The sequence below is a fragment of the Nocardiopsis sp. NPDC007018 genome, from assembly GCF_040635075.1.
Classification (GTDB): domain Bacteria; phylum Actinomycetota; class Actinomycetes; order Streptosporangiales; family Streptosporangiaceae; genus Nocardiopsis.
In genome coordinates this window covers 53,005-77,416 of record NZ_JBEYHA010000009.1, presented here as the reverse complement: position 1 = coordinate 77,416, position 24,412 = coordinate 53,005, and the positions used below count along the sequence as shown (strand labels likewise).

Here is a 24,412-nt window from a genome sequence, read left to right as displayed (position 1 = left end):
GGACCACGCGAGGAAGGGAGCCTGGTCATGGTTCGGTACGCGTTGACAGGCGACATACTCGGCGATCTGAGTCGGCACTGGTGGGTCCTGGTCGTGCGCGGCGCGGTCGCGGTGATCTTCGGTCTGCTGGCCCTCGCCTGGCCGGGCGAGAGCCTCCTGGCACTGGCGATCATCTTCGGTCTCTTCGCCCTGGTGGACGGTGTGGCGCTCGCCTTCACCGCCTACCGGGCGGCTCCGGGGACACGGATGCCGCTGGGCGTGCAGGCGGGCGTGAGCATCGTCCTGGGTCTGCTGGCCCTCACCTGGCCGCTGGCGGCGGTCCTGGCCATCGTCTTCCTGATCGGCGCCTGGGCGATCGTCACCGGCGTGGCCGAGATCGTCACCGCCGTGCGCCTGCGCGCCCAGGTGAGCTCCGAGTGGCTGCTCATCTTCGTCGGCGCCCTCTCGGTGATCTTCGGTCTCATGGTGTGGTTCTGGCCGCTGGTGAGCGCGGCGGCGATCATGCTGGTCGTCGGTGTGTACGCCATCGTGTTCGGTGTCGTGATGGCGGTCGCGGGCTTCCAGCTGCGCGGGGCCACCCGCGGCGCGCTGTCCACGACGGAGCAGGACACCGTCGCCGACGCCGACCTGGGAGCGGACGACGACGAGGAGGTCGCAGGGGAGCCCGGCGGCGCCCCGACCGGAGAGGCCGACGACGGGGGCCGTCCGGTGAGCGCGTTCGACGAGGGGTACGCGGGCGGCTACTCCGACGGGTTCCGCGGCGCGGGCACGGACGGCGGGCAGACGCCGGGCGGCGCCGACGACGAGGCGGCCACGCACCGGGGCGGCCGCCACCGGGCGCCCAAGGAGGGCCCGAACGGCTCCGACACCCCGTAGAGCCGCTCCGCCCGGGACCGGCGCCGCCGGTCCCGTGGGGCTCTCAGCCGCCGCTGACGACGAGGGGGCCGCGCCGGTCGACCTGGCTTCCGGGGACGACCAGCGCGGCCTTCTCGCGCTGCCACGCCAGGAAGTGCGGGCTCCGGCGGTGCGCGTCCAGGGCCGCCTCGTTCGCGAACACCTCGTACACCCAGAAGGAGTCCGGGTCCTCGGGGTCGCCGACCACGTCGAAGCGCAGGCACCCCGGTTCGTCCCGCAGCGCGTGCGCCGCGTTGCGGGAGATCCCGGCGAGGAACGCCTCGCGGCGCCCCGGGAGGGTGCGGATCGAGATGACCAGGGCGAGGGGGCTGCCGGAGGACACGGGGCGGCTCCTGGGGCTGGGGTCGTGGCGGTGCCGGAAAAGGGTTGTACCACGCGACCCCGCTGCCGTAGCTTGGGCGGCATGTACTTCCAGCACCAGATCTACGGCTAGGACGCCGGCGTCCCCGGACGCCCCGCGCCGCCCCGCAGGGGGCAGGCGCTCCCGAGTCCTATCCGTGGAACGTTTCTGGAGAAGTACACATGCACCGCACCCGACGCGCGCACATCGCCATGGTCGGAGTCCCCGCCGTGAGCCACGTCCTGCCCAGCCTGGAGATCATCCGCGAGCTGGTCGACCGCGGCCACCGCGTCACCTACGCCAACGACCCCGTCGACGGGGTCGGCGAACTGATCGCCTCGACCGGCGCCGAACTCGTGCGCTTCACCACCACGCTGCCGACCGGCGACGAGGGGTGGCCCGAGGACCCCGTCGAGGGCATGGACACCTTCCTGGACGACGCGACCAACGTCCTGCCCGTCCTGCGGGACTCCTATGAGCACGACCGCCCCGACCTCTTCCTGTACGACATCGGCGGGTACGCCGCGCGGGTCCTCGGGGTCAACTGGGGCATCCCCGCCGTCCAGCTGTCCCCGACCCACGTGGCCTGGGCGGACCACGCGGACACCGTCATGGAGTGGCTGCGGTCGCGGCCCGGCGCCGCCGAGTACTTCGCCAGGTTCGACGCCTGGCTGGCCGAGAACGGCGTCACGGGGTTGGACCACGCGTCCTTCCCGGGGGAACCGGAACGGGCCCTGGCCATGATTCCCCGAGAGATGCAGCCCTTCGCGGACACCGTCTCGGACGCGGTCACCTTCGTGGGGCCGTGCTTGGGAGCCCGCGAGGACCAGGGCGTCTGGCGGCGGCCCGCGGACGCCGAACGGGTGCTGCTGGTGTCCATGGGGTCGGCGATGACCCGGCTGCCGGAGTTCTACCGTGAGTGCGTCCGCGCCTTCGGCGACCTGCCCGGGTGGCACGTGGTGCTCCAGATCGGCCGTTTCGTGGACCCCTCCGAGCTCGGCGACCTCCCCGGCAACATCGAGACGCACCCGTGGGTTCCGCAGCTGGACGTCCTCCGACAGGCCGACGCCTTCGTCACCCACGCGGGCATGGGCGGCTCCAGCGAGGGCCTGTACACGGCCACTCCGATGATCGCGGTGCCGCAGGCCACCGACGGATTCGACAACGCCGACCGCATCCAGGCCGCCGGGGCGGGACGCCGGATCGACATGGCGGACGCCACCGCCGAGGTGTTGCGTTCCACCCTGCTGGAACTGACCCGCGACCCGCGGGTGGCCGCGTCCCTGGCCGAGATCAGTGCCCGGCTCCAGGGAGGCGGCGCCGCGTACGCGGCCGACCTCATCGAGGCGGAGCTGGCCGGGGCGCTGGAAGCCGACCCCGCCGCCGACGGGTCCGGGGTTCTCCCCTCCGCCTGATCCGCCCGGGGCCCCTGCCCGGCCCCGACCCGTCCGCCACCGGTACGCCGTCCTCCTCGCGGCTCCCACCGCACCCTCCGCGACGCCCGCGCCGCACCCGCACCGGGTGCGGCGCACCGCGCCACCCATCCCTTTCCGTGTCACGTCCGCTCCCCACCTGGAGGAACCATGGATCACCTCGTCGTCGTCACCGGCGGCCCCGGCTCGGGGAAGACCACCCTCATCGACCACCTGGTCGGGCTGGGCCACCGGCGCACGGTCGAGGCGGGCCGGGCGATCATCCGCGACCAGCGGGAGATCGGCGGACCCGGCCTCGCCTGGCGCGACGACGCCCTCTTCGTCGAGCTCATGCTCGCCTGGGAGATGCGCTCCCACCGCGAGGCCGCCGGGCACGGCGGCCTGGTCCTGTGCGACCGGGGCGTACCCGACCTGGTCGGCTACCTCCGGCTGCGCGGACTCCCGGTCCCCGAACACGTGTGGGAGGCGACCCGCCGCTTCCGGTACCGGCGCACGGTGTTCGTCGCTCCTCCCTGGCCGGAGATCTACTCCGGTGACACCGAACGCCACCAGTCGCCGGAGGAGGCCGAACGCACCTTCGAGGCGATGTGCCGGGCCTACCCGGACTGCGGGTACGACCTGGTCGTCCTGCCCCGTGTGCCCGTCGCCGACCGCGCCCGCCTCCTCCTCGAGCACCTGGGCCGACCGTAGGGCTCCCTAGGGTTCCAGGGACATGCCCCGGGCGTTCAGGAGGTCGCTCAGGATGTCGGTCCCGGTCGGACCCATCCCGTGCAGTCGCAGCAGGTCGGTCTCGCTCACACCGTCGAGCTGCTCCAGACGCGTGTACCCGGCTCGGGTCAGGGCCCTGCGGGCCGGGGCACCGATACCGGGGAACTCTTCCTCTGTTCTGTCCATGCCGTTGTCGTACCCAGAGCTTGGGACGCGTGAGATGACATGTGTGTTGCGTTTGTGGCCGCTCGTGGCCGGATCATCCGGACTCCCTTGTGGTTCCGGGTGGTCCGGGCCACACTCTTGTCCTAGACAAAGGGAGAAATCGGGAGCGGTCAGGTCCGCTGGAGGTGATTCGTCGGGTGGGCAGGGACGCGGAGCCAGGTGCGGCACCGATGAGCTGGGAGGTGCTCGACCACGCCCTGAACCTCGTACGGGGCGAGGCGGACCGCATCAAGCTCCGTCTCGCCGACCTCGACCAGCACGTGGGGCACCGGCTGCTCAGGGACGCCGACCTCGTGGGCGGCACCCGCGAACGGTGGGAGCGCGCCGCACGGCACCTGCACGGGCTGTGGACGGTCCACAGCGCGTTCGCGCTGGTGGTGGACCGCGCGCTGCTGGTCCGTGAACGCGGCGGGGACGACCCGCAGGACGAACTCGCGTACCTGCTCCGGGGCGCGTCCGTCGTCCTGCCGCTGGAGGGCGAAGGCCTGGGCGGACGCGGCCTGCTCGACCCCGACACCGAACGGATCACCCCGGCCGCGGCCGTCGCGCGGATGTCTGCCCACTACGAGGAGGCCACCGAGGTCATCGCGGTGGTGGAGACCGCCTGGGACGTCCTGCACCCCCGCCTCGCCGAGCTGGAGACCATGTGGCAGGAGGTCTGCACCCTCTCCGACCAGGTGGAGCTGCACGAGGACGAGCACGAGGGGCTGCGCGAACAGCTCTTCCGGGTGGGCGAGACGGTCCGCCGGGACCCGCTGGCCCTCGTCGCCGGTTCCAGGGTGGACACCTCGTCCCTCGAGCACGTGAGGGGGCTCCTGGTCCGGACCCGGGGAGAACTCCGCGACGCCCTGCGGATGCGCGACTCCTACGCGGAGAGCGTGGCCCACCTGGTCTCGACCATCGACGACGTCGAGGAGGTGCTCCAGCGCGCCCGCGAACTGCGGGAGCGGGTGGTCGCGAAGATCTACTCGCCCGTGGCCGTGACGGTCCCCGACCCGGTGCCCCGGCTGCGCTCGGTCCTGGACGAGATGGACGACCTGCGCGCCCGTGGCGACTGGAGGGGGCTGGGCACCCGCCTGGGCCGGGTCCAGCACGACGTGCACGAGGCCGGTGACACGGCCCACGCGTGCGAGCGGAACCTGGCGGAACTCCTCCAGCGCCGGGCCGAGCTGCGCGGCCGACTGGACGGCTACCGGGCCCGGGCCGTCCGCCTGGGTCTGGCCGAGCACGAGCACCTCGCGGGGCTCCACGGGCAGGCGCACTGGGAGCTGTGGAAGGCGCCGTGCGACCTCCGGGCGGCCACCGTGGCGCTCGCCGCCTACCAGCGGGCACTCCGGGAGCTCTCCGGTGACGAACCCCCCGCGGACGGGACCCCGCCGGGCGGGGGAGCGTCGGACGGCACGACTGATGGTGGTGTGACCTAGATGACCATGTGCGCTTCCCCCGGCTGCCAGGGCCACATCGAGGACGGCTTCTGCGTGGTGTGCGGCCTGGCTCCCGTCGACGCGTCACCGGCCTCGACGCGGACGGTCGCGTCCTCGGCGGCCGACCCGGCGCGATCCCCCGGTTCCGGTCCTCGCGTGCCTCCGGGAGGCGGGGGCCCCCCGGCGTCCGTCCCGCCGCCGGGACCGGGCTCCGGTGCCAGCGCGCGCGGACCCTCCGGGGCGGGCTTCTCCGGCGGTCCGACGTCCGGGCCCACCGCCGGTCTCCGCGCCGGCGGCCCCGGCCTCGACCAGTGGCTGGGCGCCGCGCCGTCCGGGGACTCCGGCGGTCACGACATGGCCGTCCACTCCCATCCGATCAGCTCCGGCGACATCCGCCTGTCCGGCCGCTCCGGTCCGGGCAGCATCTCCGGGATGGTCGGGAGCTCACCCACCGGTTCCGGCGGTTCGGGACGCTCCCACCGGAGGGGCATGCTCGGCCTCGGCATGGTGCAGGTGCCCCTGGTGCCCGCCCACGACCCCTCCGACGCGATCATGACCAACCCGGTCGTGTCGGAGAAGAACCGGTTCTGCGGCAACTGCTCCGAGAAGGTCGGCCGGTCGCGCGGTGAGCAGCCGGGTCGCACCGAGGGGTTCTGCCGCCAGTGCGGGACCCAGTTCTCCTTCACCCCGAGGCTGGCCGCGGGCGAGGTGGTGGGCGACCAGTACGAGGTGATCGGCTGCCTGGCCCACGGCGGTCTCGGCTGGATCTACCTGGCCCGCGACCTCAACGTCAACAACCGATGGGTGGTGCTCAAGGGCCTGCTCAACGCCGGAGACGCCGAGGCGCACAAGGCCGCGGCGGCGGAGCGCGCGTTCCTCTCCGAGGTCGAACACCCCAACATCGTCAAGATCATCAACTTCTCCCGGCACCCGGACCCCCGCACGGGCATCCCCGCCGGCCACATCGTCATGGAGTACGTGGGCGGGAAGTCGCTGCGGGAGCTGCTCGTCGAACGCCGGGAGAACGGTACCGGGGAGGAGGTCCTCCCCCTCGACCAGGTGATCGCCTACGGCCTGGAGTGCCTGCGCGCCCTCGGCTACCTGCACTCCCGGGGCCTGCTCTACTGCGACTTCAAGCCGGACAACGTCATCCAGAGCGAGGAGCTCATCAAGCTCATCGACCTCGGCGGCGTCCGGCGCATGGACGACACGCTCAGCCCCGTCTACACGACCCCCGGCTACCGGGTGCCCGAGGACGAGCTGCGCGGTCCGGGCCCGACCGTCAGCGCCGACCTGTACTCGGTGGGCCGGGCCCTCGCGGTGCTCAGCTTCCACTTCAGCTTCATGCGCCAGCACCCGCACAGCATCCCGCCCCGCGACGAGGTGCCGCTCCTCCAACGCCACGAGTCCTACGACCGCTTCCTGCGCCGGGCCACCCACTGGGAGCCGGAGTCGCGCTTCCACGACTCCGGCGACATGGCCGACCAGCTCACGGGTGTGCTCCGCGAGGTGATGGCCGACCTGGAGGGCACCCCGTACCCGGCCGCGTCGGTGCTGTTCGGTGGTGAGAGCTTCACCTTCGCCTCGGGTGTCGGCACGCACAACGCCGACCGCCTGCTGAGCCCGCCCGCGCCCACCGAGGCCGCCGGGCTCCTGCCCGCCCCGCTCGTGGACTCCTCCGACCCCGCCGCCCAGCTCCTGCGGAGCTTCGTCGGTATGCCCCCGGCCGAGCTCGTCCCGACGCTGCGCGCCGCCCAGGCACCGTCCCCCGAGACCCTGCTGATGCTGGCGCGGTCCCTCATCACGGTCGGCCAGCACAACGAGGCCCTGGACGCGCTCCAGCAGTTCGGCGCCGCGGTCCCCGGCGACTGGCGGACCATGTGGTACCTCGCCGTCGCCGAACTCAGCACCGGCAGCTTCCACAACGCCCGGGGCCACTTCGACGAACTGTACGACCACCTCCCCGGGGAGGTGGCGCCCAAGCTCGGCCTGGCGCTGGCCTGCGAGCGCACCGGCGACCTCGACACCGCCGCCCGCCAGTACTCCACGGTGTGGTCCACCGACCACTCGTACGTGAGCGCCGCCTTCGGGCTGGCCAGGGTCCGGCTGGCCCAGGGGGACCGGGCCGCCGCCATCAGGGTGCTGGACACCGTGCCCGAGTTGTCCAGCCTGTACGTGCACGCCCAGACCGCGCTGATCGCCGTGCTCGCCACCGGCGCCACCGACGGTGCCGACCTCGTACGGGCCGGGGAGCGACTCGACCGGATCGCGCTGGACAGCGACTCCGCCGACCGGTTGGCCGTCCGCGTCCTGGAGTCGGCGCTGGGCTGGCTCCGCACGGGCGCCGCGGCCCCGGACGGTGGGCGGCTCCTCGGCGGCGACCTCGACGAGGAGGGCGTCCGCGCCAACCTGGAGCGGCGGTACCGGGCCCTGGCCCAGCGCACGAGCCGCACCTGGGAACGCCACGAGCTGATCGACAGGGCGAACTCGCTCCGTCCCGTGACACTGCTGTGAGAAGTGAAGGAACGGCGATGACCAAGGTACGGACCTGCCCTACCTGCGCCGACATGGTGTCAGAGGGCGACGTCTACTGCGAGGGCTGTGGTCGTCCCCTTCGGGCGGGCGCGCGGCCCGGTGAGGGGGAGGGCGGCGCGTCCGACGGCGTCCCCACCGAACCCCAGGCGAGCCTGTCGGGCACCTTCCGCAGGACGGCCGCCGAGGACGAGACGGTGACGGTCGAGCGTCCCGGGCTCGTCCCGGCCGAGGGAGCCCCGACCGCGCCCCAGGTGAGCTTGCAGGGCCTCGTCGCCGACCCGCCCGGACACCCCGACCCGCCTGGTCATCGCGGGCCCGCCGCCCGGTCCGCCGCCACGGCGGCGCCGCCGACGGCGCGCACCGCGGACGAGCCGTCCGGGTCGGACTGGGACGACGCCGACGCGCTCACCACCCAACCGGTCCGCCGCGACCCCGTGGCCGCCCCCGACGAACCGCCGAGCGCGGTCCCCGACTGGCCGCCGACCGCGCCGGGCGACCCGTCCGGCGCGACCGAGCCCGGCCTGTGCGTGTGGTGCCCCGGCCGGGTCGTGGACGGGTACTGCGAGAAGTGCGGGTTCCTCCAGCCCACCGGCCGCGACCACGTCGAGGTGCGCACCCGTCGCGCCTACGGGGTCAGCGACCGGGGTCTGCGGCACAGACGTAACGAGGACGCGATGGCGATCCGGGTCGTGGAGGACGACGCGCCGCACGCCGCCGGAACCGTCGTGGCCGTCGTCTGCGACGGCGTCTCCAGTTCGCCCCGGTCCGACGAGGCGTCCAGGGTCACCGCCGAGACGGGCGCGGCCGTGCTCGCCGAACGCGTGCGCCAGGGAGCCGACCCCCGGGAGGCCACCGGCGCCGCCATGACCCGCGCGGCCGAGGCGGTCGCCCGGATCGCCGACTCGCCCAGCTCCGCTCCCGCCTGCACCTTCGTGTCCGCGGTGGTGGACCCGGTCACCGGTTCGGTCACGGTCGGCTGGGTCGGCGACAGCCGCGCCTACTGGATCTCCGGCGGGCCCGCCTCCAGCGGCTCGGCCCTGCTCACCAGGGACGACTCCTGGAGTGAGGCGATGGTGCAGATGGGCGCCCTGTCCCGGGAGGAGGCGATGCGCTCCGCCAACGCCCACGCCCTCATCGCCTGGATGGGAGCGGACTCCGGTGAGATCGAGGCGCACGTCTCGACCGTCACCCCGACCGGACCCGGCGCGGTCCTGCTGTGCAGCGACGGCCTGTGGAACTACTACCCCGAGGCCCGGGACCTGGCCGAGGCGGTGCCCGAGGCGTCGGCGTCTCCCTGGGAGGCGTCCCGCTCCTACGTCAGCCTGGCCCTGAGGGCGGGTGGCAAGGACAACATCACCGTCGTCGTCATCCCCGTCCCCACCGACCAAGGGGGTTCCCGTGAAGAACGCGACTGACCACTCGGCCGAGCCCGACTTCCGGGTCGAGATCGACCAGAACCCCTACCTCCCCCTGGGCGGGACGGAGGTGCACGCGGTGGTGAGCGTGACCTCCGACAACCCGGTGGTGGCGGGAGCCTCCGTCCGGGCCGCCGAGGTGATCATCATCGACACCTCCGGCTCCATGTACGGCGAGAAGATCAACGCGGCCAAGCAGGCGGCGCGCGCCGCCATCGAGACCCTGCGGGACGGGGTCCGCTTCGCCGTGGTCGCCGGTCACCGCGAGGCCGAGATGATCTACCCGGACTCCGCGCGCCTGGTGGAGGTGGACGCCACGACCCGGGCGGCGGCGCTGGAGGCGGTGGGCCGCCTCCGCGCGGACGGCGGCACCCGGATGGGCGCCTGGCTGCTGAGGGCGGCCGAACTCTTCGCCACCGCCGGCGACGGCGTCAAACACGCGATCCTGCTCACCGACGGCCAGAACAACGAGATGTCCGACGTCTTCGAGCGCGTGCTCACCCGGCTCCAGGGCAGTTTCGTGTGCGACTGCCGGGGCGTGGGCACCGACTGGAAGGTGGAGGAGCTGCGCCGGATCGACGCCGCGCTGCTCGGCGGGGGTCCGGGCATCATCGCCGACCCCGCCGACATGGCGGCCGACTTCCGCGCCATGACGCGGGCCTCCATGGGCAAGGCGGTGGCCGACGTGGTCCTGCGCCTGTGGACCCCCCAGAACGCCGTGGTGCGCTACGTCAAGCAGGTGGCACCCACGGTCCAGGACCTCACCCACCGGGCGGTGGGGCGGGTCGCGCAGGCCGTGGACCATCCCACCGGCTCCTGGGGGGCGGAGAGCCGCGACTACCACGTCTGTGTGGAGGTGCCCCCGGGCGACCCCGGCCGCCAGCTGCGCGCGGGCTGGGTCCGGGTGGTGCTGCCGGGCGATGACGGAGCCGAGGACCAGGTCCTGGCCTCCGGCAACATCCTCGCCGAGTGGACGTCGGACGAGGACCGGGCCACCGAGATCAACCCCCGGGTGGCCCACTACACGGGCCAGGCCGAACTGGCCCGGGCCATCCAGGACGGGCTCGACGCCCGTCGGGAGGGGGACGACCGGACCGCCACCACCAGGCTGGGCCGGGCCGTCGCCCTCGCCCACGAGTCGGGCAACGAGGAGACCGCGAGGCTCCTGGGCCGTGTCGTCGACGTCGTCGACGCGGCCACCGGAACGGTCCGGCTCAAGACCAGTGTCGACAAGGTCGACGAGATGACCCTCGACACCAACTCGACCCGGACCGTACGGACCCGCCCCCGCCCGAGTGGCCCGGGGTCCGGCGGTACCCCCGGCCCCGGGTAGGAGGGACCATGCCGAGCTGCCCCTCAGGGCACCACTCCGCGGCCGACGACTTCTGTGACGTCTGCGGGCTGCGCCTCCAGGCGCTGTCCGTGCCGCCCCCCGTACACCCCCGACCGTCGGCGCCGCCGCCCGCTCCGCGCCGGACCCCGCCACCGGTCCCGCACCGGAGCCCGCCCCGCCCGCGACCGGAGACCCGGGGCGGCCCCTGCCCGGAGTGCGGTACGTCCAGGGCGGGACGCTTCTGCGAGGAGTGCGGTTACGACTTCGCCTCCCAGTCGGGCAGCCACGTGCGGCGCGACTCCGGGCCCGGCAGCGGACCCACCGCCGTGCGCTGGCGTGCCGTCGTGGCCGCCGACCCCGCCTACTACCAGTACATGGTCGACCAGGGCATGCTCGACCCGCGCCGGATCAGCTTCCCCACCGGGGGCAAACCGCGCCGGGTGAGCCTTCAGGGCGACCGCGTGCACATCGGTCGCCGGAGCCAGTCGAGGGGGTTCACCCCCGAGATCGACCTCGGCGGCCCGGGGGGAGACCCGGCGATCTCCCACATCCACGCGATCCTGCTGGCCCGCCCCGGCGACACCTGGTCCCTCCTCGACCCCGGGTCGACCAACGGGACCACCGTCAACGGGACGGCCAACCCCATCCCCCACCACGTGGAGGTTCCCCTGAATGACAGTGACCGGATCTACGTCGGCGCCTGGACCGTCGTCATCCTCCAGAAGGGGTGAACCCCGTTGATGTCCCCCAACCCCGATCCGGGGACCCGGCCCCCGGGTCCCGGCGGCTCCGTGGCGGAGGCGGCCGACACCGCCCCGGCGCGGCCCGGCCACGACGGTCCCGGGGGCGGACGCCTCCGGACCTGGTGGCCGCGCGTCCGCGCCTCGGCGCGGACCACGCCCGTCCGCGTGTGGGCCCTGTCGCTCGTGTGCGTGCTGGCCGTCGCGAGCCTGTTCGGGTCCGCGGCCTCCACCCTCAACCAGGCGCGTGACGGCCTGGCGGTCCTGGGAGAGGGGGCCGGACAGCAGGCCCTGAACACCACCGACCTCTACCTGAACCTGGCCGCCATGGACGCCAGCGTCGCCGACATCCTGGTCATGGGGACCGACCACGACCTCGGCTCAGGGCGGGAGGCCGCCCTGGAGCGCTACGAGTCCAGCCGGGAGGAGGCCAACGAGGTCCTGCTCGACGTGGCGTCACTGACCAGCGAGGACCCCACCGCCCAGGCGAACGTCCAGGCGCTCCTGAACGGGATGGGCACCTACGAGCAGGCCGTGGGCCGGGCGCTCCTCACCAACGACGAGGCCCAGGCCCCGCCGGGCGAGACGGACGCCGGTGCGCTCGACGCGTACCGGTCCGCCACGCTGCTGATGCACACCGAGCTACTGCCCAAGGCCTTCAACCTGGGGCTGGAGTCGTCGGCGATCGTGCGCGAGAGCCACGAGGACGGCCGGAAGGCGGTCACGGCCGGGCGGCTGTGGGTCGGCACGGCGGGTGTGGTGACGGTGGGCTCCCTCCTGGCCCTCCAGCTCTACCTGCGGGTGCGCTTCCGCCGCCGGTTCAACGTGCCGCTGCTGGCCGCGACGGCCGGTGCGGTGGTGCTGACCGCCGGGGTCGTGCTGTCTCTGAGCAGTGGCGAGTCCCACGAGGTGGCCGCCAAGAACGAGGGCATGGACCCCGCCATGGCGCTCTTCCGGGCCGAGGCGATCGCCACCGACATGCAGGCCGACCAGAGCCGGTACCTGATCGACGACGAACGGCGCGACACCTACCAGCAGGTGTACTTGGAGCGGGCCCAGCAGGTGCTGTTCCGCGACGTCCGTACGCTGCCGGACTACTACGCGGCGGTCGGGGAGGTCCCGGGCTCCTACCCGCGCCTGCCGGGGGCCGACGTGCCCGACAAGGACGACCCGGGCACGCTCGGCTACCTGGGGGAGAGCGCCCAGGACGCGCTGCTCAGGGACGGGGACGGCGAGGTCGTCCCGCAGGCCGAGGAGGCCCTGGGACGGGTGCTCGCCACCTATGTCGAGGTCCAGGACGCGGACGAGCGGATGAGGGAGGCCGTGGCGGCCGGCGACACGGAGGCCGCCATCGAGATCCGTATGGAGGTGGCCGCCGACACCGGTGGCGGACTCTTCAGGCGGCACACGGACGCCCTCGGCGAACTGGCGCGGATGCACACGGAACGGTATGAGGCGAGCATCGACCGGGGCCAAAGGTCCCTGTCGCCGTGGGTCTGGGGGCTGCCTGTCGGCTCCCTGGCGCTGTTCGCCCTGGTCGTGGTGGGGGTCCGCCCCCGGTTGGCGGAGTACCGGTGAGCCCGGCGGCGACCGGTCCGGTCGGGCGCGACGTCGCCCCGCGAGAGAGGAACGGGTCGATGTGGACGCGAGGAGGCCGCGGCAGGACCGTGGCGGCCCTGGGCGCGGTGGCGGTGCTGGCGCTGCCCGCCTGCTCGGCGGAGGGGGGCGGGGAGGCGCCCGTGGAGTCCCTGCTCGACAAGACGTCGGTCACGATCGGGGTCAAGGCCGACCAGCCCGGTGTGGGGATCGGCGGGGACGGCGTCTACGAGGGGTTCGACGTGGACGTGGCGAACTACATCGTCGAGGAGCTGGAGCTGCCGAACGTGGAGTTCGTGTCCATCACGTCGAACGAGCGCGAGGCACGGCTGGGCGGCGACCCGGACCTCCCCCCGGGCACGCCGGTGAAGGACCCCGTCGACATGGTCGTGGCGACCTACTCCGTCACGCCCGCGCGCAGCACCCTGGTGACCTTCGCGGGCCCCTACTACGTGGCCAAGCAGGACATCCTCGTGCGCAAGGACGACCCGCGGGTGAAGGGGGTCGCGGACCTGGCCGGGCTGGAGATCTGCCAGGGGGACGGCTCCAACTCCGCGGACCGGGTCGTGACGGAGCTCGGCATCGATGCGAACGTGCTCGACGTACCGGACTCCTACACCTACAGCGACTGCGTCCAACTCCTCAAGGAGGGCGAGATCGACGCGGTCACCACGGACGACCTCATCCTCGCCGGGTTCCTCGACGAGGACCCCGAAGCCTTCCAGTTCGTCAACAGCCCGTTCACCGAGGAGAGGTACGGGGTGGGGCTGCCGCACGGCGACGTCGCGGGCTGCGAGGCCGTGAACAGGGCGATCGACAAGATGTTCCAGAGCGGTGAGGCCGAGAGGAGCCTGGTGCGCTGGTTTGGCGAGACCGACCTGGACCTGGTCATGTCCGTGCCGCAGTTCGAGGGCTGCGGGTAGGGGCCGGGGGCCGTCCGAGGAGAACGCGAAGGGGCCGCCGAGTGGCCCGAAAGGGGTGTTTGTCGGGATACTGAACCCCGTACGGGGCCCTGGGGCAGAACAGAGGAGTTGACCGTTGACCATCGTCGAGTTCCTGAACGCGCGCCTGGACGAGGACGAACGCGCGTCCAGGGCCGTCCCCGTGGGCTCACGCGGCCGGGAGCGGGCGCTGGCCGAGGTCGCGGCCAAGCGGGGTATCGTCCGCGGCTACACCGAGGCGCACCAGGCGAGTATGCGTGCCATCGACCCCTCCGCCCCGGCGCCGAGCGTCGGTGGTGACCCCTGGTCCGAGCTCCTGGCCTGGCGGCTCGCGGTGAAACACCTGGCCGGGGTGTACCGGGGCCACCCCGAGTACGACCGGGAGTGGGAGGGCTAGCGCCCGGGCTCGTTCCCTCCGAGCGTCGCCGGGGGGCGGTGGGGGACATGTCCGCCGACCGTTCCGGCTTTGTCGGTCTCCACCGTTGGAACGGTTCCCGGAGCGGGTAGGGCACCGGGTACCCGGCAGCTCCGTTCTCCTCGCCCCCAACGGAAGGGCTCGACCCATGCTCCCCGAACCTCTCATGACCGCGGTGACCGCAGGCGCGGGCGTGATCGCCCGAGCGGCGGGAAGCGGCCTGTGGAACGGCATCCGCCCCCGTATCGAGGAATGGTTCGCCCGTCTGGGCGAGCGACGCGCACACGTGCTCGGCGCACAGCTCGACGCCACTGACAAGGCCCTGGAGGCCGCGTCCGAGGACGACGCCGTCAGGCGGGACGCCGAGAACACCTGGACGACCCGCCTCCAGGACGTCCTGCTGGAGCTGGACGAGGCCGAACGGGCCGAGTTCGCCGGTCTTCTCACCCGGTTGCGCGACGAGGTCGACGCGGCCTCGTCCGCAGACGGGATCTCGACGGGGGACCACGCCGTGGTCACCGGTGGTGACATCAACATGAACGTCCGGGACGGCGCGGTCGCCGTCGTCCGCAACGAGGGCGGGTTCCAGGTGAACCCTACCCGGCCGGGGCCGGACACCGAGAGGTAGCCTCCGACCCCGGGGCCGCGCACGCGACCGCTCACGGACCGGGCGCCACTGCCATCTCCGCTTCGGGCCGTGGAGTGGCGGTCGGCCGGAACGTGACCTACACGGTCCACCACCACGGGCCGCGGACCGTGGCCTGGCCCGTGGTGGTGGGTGTCGTGCCCAACGAGCCCGAGCACCACCAGGTCCGAGAACTCTCCGGTCGGCTCTCGCGTGCCTTCGACACGAACCCGACCGTCGTGGTGGGTCAGGTGCTGTCGGGGTTGGGCGGTGTCGGCAAGACACAGCTCGCCGCGGAGTACGCCCGGCGGGCGCTGGGCGAGGGTGAGGTCGACCTGCTCGTGTGGGTCCCCGCTTCCGAACGGATGTCGATCGTCCACACCTACGCGGACGCCGCCCGGAGGGTCGTCCCGGGCTGGGTCGACGACGCGCCCGAGCGAGCGGCCGATCAGTTCCTCTCCTGGTTGCGCACCACCGACCGCCGCTGGTTGATCGTTTTGGACAACGTGGACGTCCCCCACGTCGTACGCGGCCTGTGGCCACCCACCACGACCGCGCCTCCGGGGCCCGTCGGGGGCGGTGCGCGTGGAGGGTCACGTCTTCGGTCCCTGTTCCCGAGCGGGAAGCGGGAACGGAGCTCGGGCCCGCCGCCACCCCGCGGCCGTGTGCTGATCACCAGCCGCCGCACCGACACCGCCCTGACCGGCCACGGTCGTCGGTTCGTCGAGGTCGGTATCTACAGTCCCGGAGAGGCTCGTGCCTACCTCACCCGGGCCTTGGCCGACCTGCCCACGCCCGCCGCCGTCGGGCAGATCGATCGGCTCTCCGAGGAACTCGGACACCTGCCCCTCGCGCTCGCCCACGCCGCCGCCTACATTCGGGACCGGCGCGGCGGTGTCACCTGTGCCGACTACGTCGAGCTGCTCCGTGACAGGCGCCGTCACGTCGAGCGGCTCTTTCCGGAAGAAGGGAGCCTTCCCGACGACTACCCCCGGACCGTGGCCGCGACGTGGACGGTATCCGTCGAACACGCCGACGCCCTGCCTCCTCGGGGACTGGCGTCGCCCATGATGGGGCTCGTCGCCCTGCTCGACCCGGCGGGCATCCCTCTTCGGGTCCTGACCTCCGCTCCGGTGCGGGGCTATCTGCACCGGTTTCGGGAAGGCGACGAACCACTTACCGCACAGGACGCGGACGAGGCCCTCTCCGCGCTGGAACGGCTCAGCCTCCTCGCTCGCACGGGTCAGGGGGACGCGACCCTGGTGACGGCGCACCGGCTGGTCCAGCGCACCACACGTGAGGCCGGTGGGTCGCACACCGGGTGCCATGCGGCACTCGCCGTCGCGGACGCTCTGCTGGAGGAGTGGCCGGACGCGGTGCACGCCTCGCCGTACGGGGAGCGGTTACGCGCCAACACCGCCGCGCTCGCCGCGCACGCCGGGTCTTGGCTGTGGGACGGCGGGGGACACGAGGTGCTGTTCCGGGCGGGGACGAGCCTGGGGGAGTCCGGAGCCACCTCCCGGGCCGTCGTGTACTGGCGGTCGATGGTCGCGACTTCGAGGGGGCATCTGGGAGCCGACCACCCCGACACCCTGACCGCGCGTGAGCGGCTGGCGTTCCACCGGGGTGCGGCCGGGGACGCGGCCGGTGCCGTACGGGCCCTGGAGGCGGTTCTCCGTGACCGTCTCCGTGTCCTCGGGCCCGACCACCCCGACATCCTCACCACACGCGGGACCCTCGCCCTCTGGCAGGGCGGGGTCGGGGACGCGGCCGGTGCCGTACGGACTCTCGAGGACCTTCTCCGTGACCGTCTCCGTGCGACGGGTTGCGATCACCCCGGCACTGTTGTCACGCGTATCAACCTCGCCCACTGGCGGGGGAGGGCGGGGGACGCGGCCGGTGCCGTTCGCGCCTTCGAGGAGATCCTCCCCGAATGCCGACGTGTTCTGGGGGCCGACGGGCCCGACACCCTCAGCGCACGGGGGGTTCTCGCCCACTGGCAGGGGGAGACCGGGGACCACCCCGGTGCCGTGCGTACGCTCGAAGGGCTTCTCCCCGACCTGTCACGTGTCTTCGGTGCCGACCACCCGAACACGCTCACCTCACGTGTCAACCTCGCCCTCTGGCGGGGCAGGGGCGGGGACACGGCCGGTGCGGTCGGGGCCCTGGAGGGGGCCCTTCCCGACCTGCTCCGGGTGCTGGGTCCCGACCACCCCAGCACGCTCGACGCCCAGGAGAACCTCGTTGCCTGGCGAGAAGCGTGACGGTTGGCTTCCGCCGCTCGCCTATTCCGCGTCCTCCCCGCTCCCACCGCACGCCCTAGCCGGGCGCGGGCAGGGCGAGGAGGCGCTCCACCGTCTCGGCGAGGTCCCGGCCCTGCGCGTCGGGGCGCGGGAACACCGAGGGGAACCGTCCCTCCAGGTGCGACGACCAGCCGGTCACCAGTCCGGCCCGGCGTCCTCCGGCGGCGTCCCACCCGTGTGCCGTGACCAGCCCCAGACGCTGCGGAGGCACTCCGAGGTCGTGTGCGGCGGAGAGGTAGGCTGCCTCGGCCGGTTTCCACTCCGTGGGCCCCCCGCCCCCGGTGAGGGCCTCGGCCGGCAGGCCGGAGCGCTCCAGCAGCAGGCGCACCCGCTCGCCGCCGCCGTGGCCCAGCACGGCCGTGCGCAGCCCCGCCGCGCGCGCGGTGTCCAGGGCCCGCGCGGCCTCGGGCCGGGGTTCGAGCCGTGCGAGGCCGTCGATGATCACGTCTTCGGCGGCCGGGGCGATCTGGTTCCCGGTGATGTCCCTCAGGGACCCCCGCGCCACGTCCTCGAAGGTGCGCTCACCACCCAGCAGGGACAGCGCGAACGCGTCCCGCAGCAGGTGGTCGCACCAGCGGGTCATGAGGACCCGGGGGATGCCCGCCTCGCGGAACCGCCACTCCAGCGGGCCGAGGGGGAACAGGGTGTCGAGGGCGTCGAGGACGAGGGCGGCGGGGCGTACGGGGCCGTGTGCGTGAGGGGGCATGCGGTGCGCTCCAACTCTGTGGGGGTGCGCTTCCTACCTACCCCGCCGCCGGTGTCAGAAGACGACGTACCCGGAGACGTCGTCCTCCAGGTGGGCCGGGAGCCCGGAGCGGATCAGCGCGTCCGGCAGGGAGACGAACGGCGCGGCCGCGCGCGCCTCGACCAGTGTCCGGGCGTGCTCCGGGGTCAGCCCGGGCAGCGACGCGATCGCCTCGGCGGAGGCGCGGTTGAGGTCCACCAGGCCGCCGTCGTCGTAGCCGGTGTCGAGGTCGGGGCGGCCGATGCCCAGCTCTCGCGCGAGCACGGGGTCGTCCCTGAGCAGGGCCCGGGACTCCTCCCTGCGGCGGGCGCGGTCGGCCGCCATGGCGCGCAGCTCGGCGTTGTCCCGTCCCGTGCGGGCCCCCGCGGCCGAGGAGGGTGCCGGTCCGGCCTCGGGGCGCTCGGCGGGTTCGCCGCGCAGGCGCCGGTTCCGCTTGGAGTTCACGTTGTAGACGTCGTGGAACAGGTAGGCGGTGGCGACGAACGCGTAGACGATGAGGACGCCGACGCTGACGTTCTCCAGGACGCTGTCCTCGGCGCTCGCGCCGAAGACGGCGAGCAGCGGCAGGATCAGCAGGGCGAGGACGCCCGCCGCGCCGGACCGGTGCCGCACCGCCACGTAGGCGAAGGCGAACACGCTCAGGGCACCGCAGGAGAGCAGGTTGGTGAGCAGGAAGCCGGTCCCGCCCGGCAGGATGTCGCCCCCCGCCTTCGGTGAGGACTGGGGGTGGGCGGGCGGCGGGGGTGCCTGCTGTCCGTGATGGGGCGGGTGACCCTGGGGACCGGTCGGCCCGTGGTGCGGCCCGTGGTGCGGATGGTGTGCCGGACCCGGCTGCCCTTGGTGGGGCGGAGCCTGTCGCTCTGCGTGACCGTGGTGGCCGTGTCGGGGGTCGTGGTCGCCCGGGTGCCATCCGGGGCCGGGGGATGCGTTCGCCATGATCCCAGTTTACGTCGTCCTGCGGCAGATGCCCTGTTCAGCGAATTCCCATGAGACGGCGGGGCGGTCGCGGGCCGGGGCGCCGGGTGTCAGCGCACCCGGTTGAGCTGCGGGATCTGCTCCGCCGCCCACGGGCTGATCACCCAGGGTGTCCTCTCGGCCAGAACGGCCAGGTCCGGCCACGCGGCCCAGGTGAACTCGGCGACCTCGTCCGCGTCGGGGGTCGGGGTGTCCTCGGTCCGCGCCCAGAACACCGGGCAGAACTCGTTCTCGACGATCCCCTCGGACGACACCGCCCGGTACCGGAACTCCGGCAGCGCCTCGGTGATCTCGGTCAGCTCGATCCCCAGCTCCTGGCGGGCGCGGCGGCGCACCGCCTCCTCCATGGACTCGCCGGGGGCGGGGTGGCCGCAACAGCTGTTGGTCCACACCCCGGGCCAGGTCGTCTTGGCCAGGGACCGCCGGGTGAGCAGTACACGCTCGTCCGGTCCCATCACGTAGCAGGAGAAGGCCAGGTGGAGCGGGGTGTCCTCGGTGTGCACGACCGCCTTGTCGGCCACGCCGACCGGCTGGTGGGCCTCGTCCAGCAGCACCACGAACTCGCGCTCCGCACCGTCCTCGGCGGACGTCTGCTGGCTCACGGGGCTCCCCCTGTCCGTGGCGCCACCGGCCCCACACGTCGATTCCCAGTACTGCTCCTCCCCCCATGGTGACCCGTCCCGCGGACCGGTCGGCACCGACCGTCCGGTACCGGAGTGCGCATAGGGTTCCTGAGGGCCCGGCAGGAGGCCATCGGAACAGCGGCGGGATGCAGTGGTGACGGAAACGGTGACGCGGACCACGGTCGACGGGATCGACCCGGACAGGCTTCGGGTGTGCCTGGAGGTGCTGGCCGAGGCGGAGGGGCTGCCCGTCGACCACGACGACTCCCTGACCCTCCAGCGGGCCACCGCCCGCATGTTCAAGGCGCTCAAGGAGCGGCGGCGCCGGGAACGCAACGCCGCCCGCGCCGCCCACGACAGGGCCGTGTTCTCGGCCACCGCCACGGCCGCCCCGGACCGGATCGACGACGAGACCAACGGCCGCGCGCTCACCAGCCGCACCCTCGAGGCGGGCGGTGAGGAGGCTTCCGGGAACGGGGAGCGGCAGCTCGCCGGGGTGCTGCGCAAGGCCCGTCCCTGTTACGTGTGCAAGCGCAAGTACCAGGAGGTCGACGCCTTCTACCACCAGCTCTGCCCGGAGTGCGCCGTCTTCAACAGGCAGCGCCGTGAGGCCCGCACCGACCTCACCGGCCGGCGGGCCCTGCTCACCGGTGGCCGCGCCAAGATCGGCATGTACATCGCGCTGCGGCTGCTGCGCGACGGCGCCCACACCACGGTCACCACGCGGTTCCCGAACGACGCCGTGCGCCGGTTCGCCGCGATGCCCGACAGCGACCAGTGGCTGCACCGGCTGCGGGTGGTCGGTATCGACCTGCGCGACCCGGGGCAGGTGGTGCGGCTGGCGGACTCGGTGGCCGAGCGGGGCCCGCTGGACATCCTCGTCAACAACGCCGCGCAGACCGTGCGCCGCTCGCCCGGCTCCTACGCGCCGCTGATCGCCGCCGAGGCCCGGCCGCTGACCGGCGAGGGCCTTCCCGAGCCCCTCGTGCTCGGCGGTGTGCGCCCCCGCGAGCTGGAGGGCGCCACGGAGGCCGAGGTGGCCGGGGTCGCCCCGCACACGCTGACCCCGGAGATGCTCACGTCGCTGGCCCTCACCACCGGTGCCGCCCACCCGGACCGGGCGCACGAGGAGGGGGCGATCGACGCGGGCGGGCTGGTGCCGGACCTGGCGCCGGTCAACAGCTGGACCCAGCGGATCGGCGGGATCGACCCCGTCGAGATGCTGGAGGTGCAGCTGTGCAACGTCAGCGCGCCCTTCCTGCTGGTGGACCGCCTGCGTCCGTCGATGGCGGCCTCGTCCGCGCGGCGGACCTACATCGTCAACGTGTCCGCGATGGAGGGTGTGTTCGGTCGGGGGTACAAGGGTCCCGGGCATCCGCACACCAACATGGCCAAGGCCTCGCTGAACATGCTCACCCGGACCAGCGCCAAGGAGATGCTGGAGACCGACGGCATCCTCATGACCAGTGTGGACACCGGTTGGATCACCGACGAGCGGCCGCATCCCGACCGGGTGCGGATCGCCGCCGAGGGGTTCCACGCGCCCCTGGACCTGGAGGACGGCGCCGCCCGCGTCTACGACCCGATCGTGCGCGGTGAGCTGGGGGAGGACCTGCACGGCTGCTTCCTCAAGGACTACCGGCCCTCGGACTGGTAGCGGCCGCTCCGAGGGGCCGGGGCGGGCCCCGGCCCCCACCGGCCCCGGGCCAGGATTTCCCGCTCCCCCGGTCCCGGAGCGCCCCAGGGTGCCCGGGCCGGGATTCCCCGGGGCTCCCGGACTCCGGACCCCGGGCGGCGGTCAGGGCGTGAGGACCAGGCGGACCGGCGAACCGATCCGCCGCGCCAGCCGCTCGACCGCCTGGGGCGCCTCCTCCAGCGGGAACGTTCCGCTGACCGAGCGGCTGAACTCCAGGCGCCCGGCCCGGACCAGGTCCACCAGCTGCACCACGTGTTCCGGCTCCGATCCGTAGTGCCCGAGGACCTGTTGGCGCAGGTAGCTGAACCGGGTGCCGTCCCGGATCTCCAGCGGTTTGTCGGTGAGCCCCACCAGCACCAGGCGACCGTGCTCACCGAGGACCTGGAGGGCCTGCTCGCGCACGACCGGTACCCCCGCGAAGTCGAAGGCCGCGTCCAGACCGCGCCCGTGCGTGAGCTGGCCGATCCGGGCGAGGAAGTCGGGTGTCGTCGAGTCCAGGGCCACGTCGGCCCCGTAGTCCAGGGCGCGGGCCCGGGCGTGCTCGTCGGGGTCGGCGGCGATGATGGGGGCGGCACCCACCAGCCGCAGGAGTTGGACGGCGTGCGCGCCCAGCCCTCCCACGCCCCACACCGCCACGGCCTCGGCGGGGCGCACGTCGCCGGTGGCGGTCACGGCGGCCCACGGTGTGGAGACGGCGTCCGGGATGATCGCGGCCTGCTCGAAGGGCAGTTCGTCCGGGATGGGCACCAGCGTGGTCTCGCTGGCCAGCGCGTACTCGGCCCACCCGCCGTCGTAGTCCACGCCCCGGGTGAGCACCTGGCCGTGCCGGTCGTGCTCACCGGCCTGGAGTGCCACCCGGTCGCCCACGGAGACGTCGAACACCTCGGGGCCGAGCTCCTCGACCACCCCGGCCACCTCGTGGCCCAGGGTGACGGTGTCGCCCTTGAGGTGGAGGGGGCTCAGGGTCCCGTCGACGAGGTGGGCGTCCGACAGGCACACGCCCGCCGCCCGGACTCGGACGAGGACCTGGCCGGGACCGGGGGCGGGGCGGGGGACGTCGGTGACCGTGAGGGTTCGGTCCGTCGTGTTCAGCCGGACCGCGCGCATGGTGGCCATAGGTCGTTCCTCGCAGACGAGTCGCAGGTGCCCATTTCCTCACCGATCATCACGGTTGGTGTCGGTGTGCCCGGGGAGGCGACACGGGCGACCCGGGTCAGAACCCGCTCACTTTTTCGTCAAGCGCGCCGGGTACGCCCGGTTCGGCCCACGGTCCTTCCGGTCGGGCAAGGCCCTTGCGGTCGGGCACGGCCCTTCTGGCCGGACACGGCCCCGACCGGTCGGCCCGCCCGGTGACCCCGAGGGCCCCGCCCGGTCAGTCCATGAGGCCGCCCCGGTACGCCCAGGCGGCGACCTCCACCCGGTTGCGCGCCCCGAGCTTGTCCTGGACCCGCGCCAGGTGCGTCTTGACCGTGCTCACGGTGACGTGCAGCTCCGCCGCCACCTCCGTGTTCGTGAGACCGCGCGCCACCGTGCGCACGATGTCCAGCTCGCGCGCGGTCAGTCCGCTCTCGGTGTGGTCGCGCCGGGGAGCGGGGGCCTCGGCGAAGTGCCGGAGCAGGCGCACGGTGATCTGCGGCGACACCATCGCGTCGCCCCGGGCGGCGGCCCGCACCGCCTCGATCAGCAGAGCGGGCCCGGCGTCCTTGAGCAAGAACCCCACCGCGCCGCCGGTCAGCGCCGCGTGCACGTACTCGTCGAGGTCGAAGGTGGTCACCACGACCACGCGCAGCGGGTCGGCCACGCCCGGACCGGACAGTCGGCGGGTGGCCTCCAAACCGTCGATCCCGGGCATCCGGATGTCCATGAGGACCACGTCCGGGCGCAGCTCCTCGGCGAGACGGACGGCCGTGAGCCCGTCACCGGCCTCCCCGACCACGGTGATCCCGTCCTCCGCGTCGAGCATGTACCGGAAGCCCGTCCGGACCATCTGCTGGTCGTCGGCGAGCAGTACCCGGATCGGCGGCGCCTGCGCCGACCCCGTCGTTCCCGCGGCTCCCGCCGTCCCCGTCGTCACCCCTGGCCGTCCCCTCCGCGTCGGGCGGGGATGGTTCCCCGCACGGTCCAACCCTGCCCCACGCCGACCGGTCCGGCGTCCAGGTCGCCGCCGAGTAGCCGGGCGCGCTCGGTCATGCCCACCAGACCGTGCCCGCCGCCCACCGGGAGCCCGGCGCCCCGGCCGTCGTCGTGGACGCGCAGATCCACCTGGCCCCCGTCGACGGTGACCACCACGCTCACCCGGGTGGCACCCCGGGCGTACCGCAGTGCGTTGGTCACCGACTCCTGGGCGATGCGCAGCATGGCGGTGCCCACCTCCGGGGGCAGGTCGGCGACCGGCCCGGAGACGTGGACCGCCACCTCCGGTCTGCCGGGACCGGCGGGCGCGGCGAGCGCCGTCAGGCCCTCGGCGGGCCCGGGGGCCAACGGGGCGTCGCCCGGTTCCCGGAGCCGGGCGACCATGCCCCGCATGGACTCCAGGGCGCGGGTCCCGGCCGCCTCGATCTCCGGCAGGGCCTCCCGCACCGCCGCCGGGTTGCGTTCGGCGACGTGCCGTAGCGCCTGCGCTTGCACCACGATCCCGGTGACCTCGTGGGCCACCACGTCGTGCAGGTCGCGGGCGATGGCCAGCCGTTCCGCCGCGCGGACCAGGTCCACCTGCGCGGCGCGCTCGGCCCGGTGCCAGCGCAGGTACAGGCCGGGGGCCAGGGCGACGACCACCGGCATCAGCGCGGCGGACACGTCCGGGGTGAAGGACTCGCGCAGGTAGTCCGAGTAGGCGGCGCCGAAGGTCAGGGCTGCGGCCAGGACGACCTGCCAGGCGCGGCACCGCAGCGCGACCAGGGCCAGGAGCACCATGATCCCGGCCGCCTCGGCCATGGTGATCGGGTAGCCGAACATGCCCTTGGGCAGGGGCCAGAGCAGCGCCGACACCGCAGTGACGGCCACCGGTGCCAGCACTCCGGCGGTCAGCGTGAGACGCGGACCGGCCGAGGGCCGGGCGGCCAGGGCGACGAGCAGCACGCAGATCGCCCCCGAGACGCACCCGGCGAGGTCCATCGCGGACGTCGGCGGCCCCATCCAGTCCGAGTACGTGGGGATACGCAGCGCCATGCGCAGGTCGGCCACCCACAGGGCGAACACCCCCGCTGTGAGCGCGAGGGCCACCAGCCGGGGGTAGGCCCGCGCCCTCCTGTCGGCGGTGGCGAAGGGCCTGGTCAGAGCCGAGAACTGGAGCATGACGACCAGGCTAGGGCGCGGTCCCGCCCCCGCGCATCGGCCGATGGTACGACGCGCGGGGCTCCCACGGGCGCCGAACGGACGGCGGGTGGTCCGAATGGCTGATCCGCGGCCGCGCGGGTTCGGCTCTT

General features: G+C 73.5%; 22 protein-coding genes. 14 read left to right on the top strand and 8 right to left on the bottom strand.

The genetic code is table 11. The annotated features are described in order from the left end of the window. Nucleotides 1–27 precede the first annotated feature (27 nt). Complete coding sequence (locus ABZ635_RS06995; protein ID WP_357760158.1) at nt 28–876, top strand: HdeD family acid-resistance protein; 849 nt, start codon at nt 28–30, stop codon at nt 874–876. Between the two features lie 43 nt (nt 877–919). On the opposite strand, the gene ABZ635_RS06990 is transcribed toward ABZ635_RS06995, so the two are convergent. Further along, on the bottom strand, nt 920–1,237 hold the full coding sequence (locus tag ABZ635_RS06990; protein ID WP_357760155.1) for a putative quinol monooxygenase: 318 nt from the start codon (nt 1,235–1,237) through the stop codon (nt 920–922). 200 nt (nt 1,238–1,437) lie between these two features. Between ABZ635_RS06990 and ABZ635_RS06985 the strand changes: the two genes are divergently transcribed. Further along, nucleotides 1,438–2,670: a macrolide family glycosyltransferase gene (locus tag ABZ635_RS06985; RefSeq protein WP_357760152.1), complete on the top strand. Its 1,233-nt coding sequence runs from the start codon at nt 1,438–1,440 to the stop codon at nt 2,668–2,670. Nucleotides 2,671–2,838: 168 nt separating this feature from the next. After that, a complete protein-coding gene (locus ABZ635_RS06980; RefSeq protein WP_357760149.1) occupies nt 2,839–3,378 on the top strand; it encodes an AAA family ATPase in 540 nt (179 codons plus the stop codon). A 6-nt stretch (nt 3,379–3,384) separates the two neighbouring features. Here ABZ635_RS06980 and ABZ635_RS06975 read toward each other — a convergent pair whose 3' ends face one another. Next, entirely contained in the window at nt 3,385–3,582 is a 198-nt protein-coding gene (locus ABZ635_RS06975) for a hypothetical protein (protein ID WP_357760146.1), read from the bottom strand. Between the two features lie 209 nt (nt 3,583–3,791). Between ABZ635_RS06975 and ABZ635_RS06970 the strand changes: the two genes are divergently transcribed. From ABZ635_RS06970 to ABZ635_RS06925, 10 genes are all read left to right on the top strand, one after another. Then, the gene (locus ABZ635_RS06970) at nt 3,792–5,045 is read left to right on the top strand and encodes a hypothetical protein (protein ID WP_357760143.1); all 1,254 of its coding nucleotides are present in this window, start codon (nt 3,792–3,794) and stop codon (nt 5,043–5,045) included. A 354-nt stretch (nt 5,046–5,399) separates the two neighbouring features. Beyond that, nucleotides 5,400–7,559: a tetratricopeptide repeat protein gene (locus tag ABZ635_RS06965; protein WP_357760411.1), complete on the top strand. Its 2,160-nt coding sequence runs from the start codon at nt 5,400–5,402 to the stop codon at nt 7,557–7,559. 17 nt (nt 7,560–7,576) lie between these two features. Continuing rightward, a complete protein-coding gene (locus tag ABZ635_RS06960; protein ID WP_357760140.1) occupies nt 7,577–8,995 on the top strand; it encodes a PP2C family serine/threonine-protein phosphatase in 1,419 nt (472 codons plus the stop codon). After that, the gene (locus ABZ635_RS06955; protein WP_357760137.1) at nt 8,979–10,328 is read left to right on the top strand and encodes a VWA domain-containing protein; all 1,350 of its coding nucleotides are present in this window, start codon (nt 8,979–8,981) and stop codon (nt 10,326–10,328) included. The genes ABZ635_RS06960 and ABZ635_RS06955 overlap by 17 nt, the downstream gene beginning before the upstream one ends. Nucleotides 10,329–10,336: 8 nt before the next feature. Then, nucleotides 10,337–11,059: an FHA domain-containing protein gene (locus ABZ635_RS06950; protein WP_357760134.1), complete on the top strand. Its 723-nt coding sequence runs from the start codon at nt 10,337–10,339 to the stop codon at nt 11,057–11,059. Nucleotides 11,060–11,068: 9 nt separating this feature from the next. Continuing rightward, nucleotides 11,069–12,646 carry a hypothetical protein gene (locus ABZ635_RS06945; RefSeq protein ID WP_357760132.1) on the top strand — a complete coding sequence of 526 codons (1,578 nt, stop codon included), beginning with the start codon at nt 11,069–11,071 and terminating at the stop codon, nt 12,644–12,646. A gap of 59 nt (nt 12,647–12,705) precedes the next feature. After that, nucleotides 12,706–13,587, top strand: a complete 882-nt coding sequence (locus tag ABZ635_RS06940) for a transporter substrate-binding domain-containing protein (protein WP_357760129.1) — start codon at nt 12,706–12,708, stop codon at nt 13,585–13,587. Between the two features lie 115 nt (nt 13,588–13,702). Next, nucleotides 13,703–14,002: a DUF6221 family protein gene (locus tag ABZ635_RS06935; RefSeq protein ID WP_357760126.1), complete on the top strand. Its 300-nt coding sequence runs from the start codon at nt 13,703–13,705 to the stop codon at nt 14,000–14,002. A gap of 166 nt (nt 14,003–14,168) precedes the next feature. Next, on the top strand, nt 14,169–14,648 hold the full coding sequence (locus tag ABZ635_RS06930; protein ID WP_357760123.1) for a hypothetical protein: 480 nt from the start codon (nt 14,169–14,171) through the stop codon (nt 14,646–14,648). Between the two features lie 92 nt (nt 14,649–14,740). After that, on the top strand, nt 14,741–16,909 hold the full coding sequence (locus tag ABZ635_RS06925) for a tetratricopeptide repeat protein (protein WP_357760121.1): 2,169 nt from the start codon (nt 14,741–14,743) through the stop codon (nt 16,907–16,909). A 55-nt stretch (nt 16,910–16,964) separates the two neighbouring features. Here ABZ635_RS06925 and ABZ635_RS06920 read toward each other — a convergent pair whose 3' ends face one another. From ABZ635_RS06920 to idi, 3 genes are all read right to left on the bottom strand, one after another. Continuing rightward, nucleotides 16,965–17,654 (bottom strand): HAD family hydrolase, encoded by a 690-nt coding sequence (locus tag ABZ635_RS06920; RefSeq protein ID WP_357760118.1) that lies wholly within the window; start codon nt 17,652–17,654, stop codon nt 16,965–16,967. Nucleotides 17,655–17,708: 54 nt separating this feature from the next. Beyond that, nucleotides 17,709–18,629 (bottom strand): type II secretion system protein GspK, encoded by a 921-nt coding sequence (locus ABZ635_RS06915; protein WP_357760115.1) that lies wholly within the window; start codon nt 18,627–18,629, stop codon nt 17,709–17,711. Nucleotides 18,630–18,718: 89 nt separating this feature from the next. Further along, complete coding sequence (gene idi, locus ABZ635_RS06910; protein ID WP_357760112.1) at nt 18,719–19,270, bottom strand: isopentenyl-diphosphate Delta-isomerase; 552 nt, start codon at nt 19,268–19,270, stop codon at nt 18,719–18,721. A 172-nt stretch (nt 19,271–19,442) separates the two neighbouring features. On the opposite strand from idi, the gene ABZ635_RS06905 reads away from it, so the two are divergent. Further along, nucleotides 19,443–20,948 carry an SDR family NAD(P)-dependent oxidoreductase gene (locus ABZ635_RS06905; protein WP_357760109.1) on the top strand — a complete coding sequence of 502 codons (1,506 nt, stop codon included), beginning with the start codon at nt 19,443–19,445 and terminating at the stop codon, nt 20,946–20,948. 141 nt (nt 20,949–21,089) lie between these two features. Here ABZ635_RS06905 and ABZ635_RS06900 read toward each other — a convergent pair whose 3' ends face one another. The 3 genes from ABZ635_RS06900 to ABZ635_RS06890 form a co-directional block, all read right to left on the bottom strand. Continuing rightward, nucleotides 21,090–22,103: a zinc-binding dehydrogenase gene (locus ABZ635_RS06900; RefSeq protein WP_357760107.1), complete on the bottom strand. Its 1,014-nt coding sequence runs from the start codon at nt 22,101–22,103 to the stop codon at nt 21,090–21,092. A gap of 256 nt (nt 22,104–22,359) precedes the next feature. Further along, entirely contained in the window at nt 22,360–22,974 is a 615-nt protein-coding gene (locus ABZ635_RS06895) for a response regulator transcription factor (RefSeq protein ID WP_357760408.1), read from the bottom strand. An 83-nt stretch (nt 22,975–23,057) separates the two neighbouring features. Next, nucleotides 23,058–24,281, bottom strand: a complete 1,224-nt coding sequence (locus ABZ635_RS06890; protein ID WP_357760104.1) for a histidine kinase — start codon at nt 24,279–24,281, stop codon at nt 23,058–23,060. Nucleotides 24,282–24,412 lie beyond the last annotated feature (131 nt).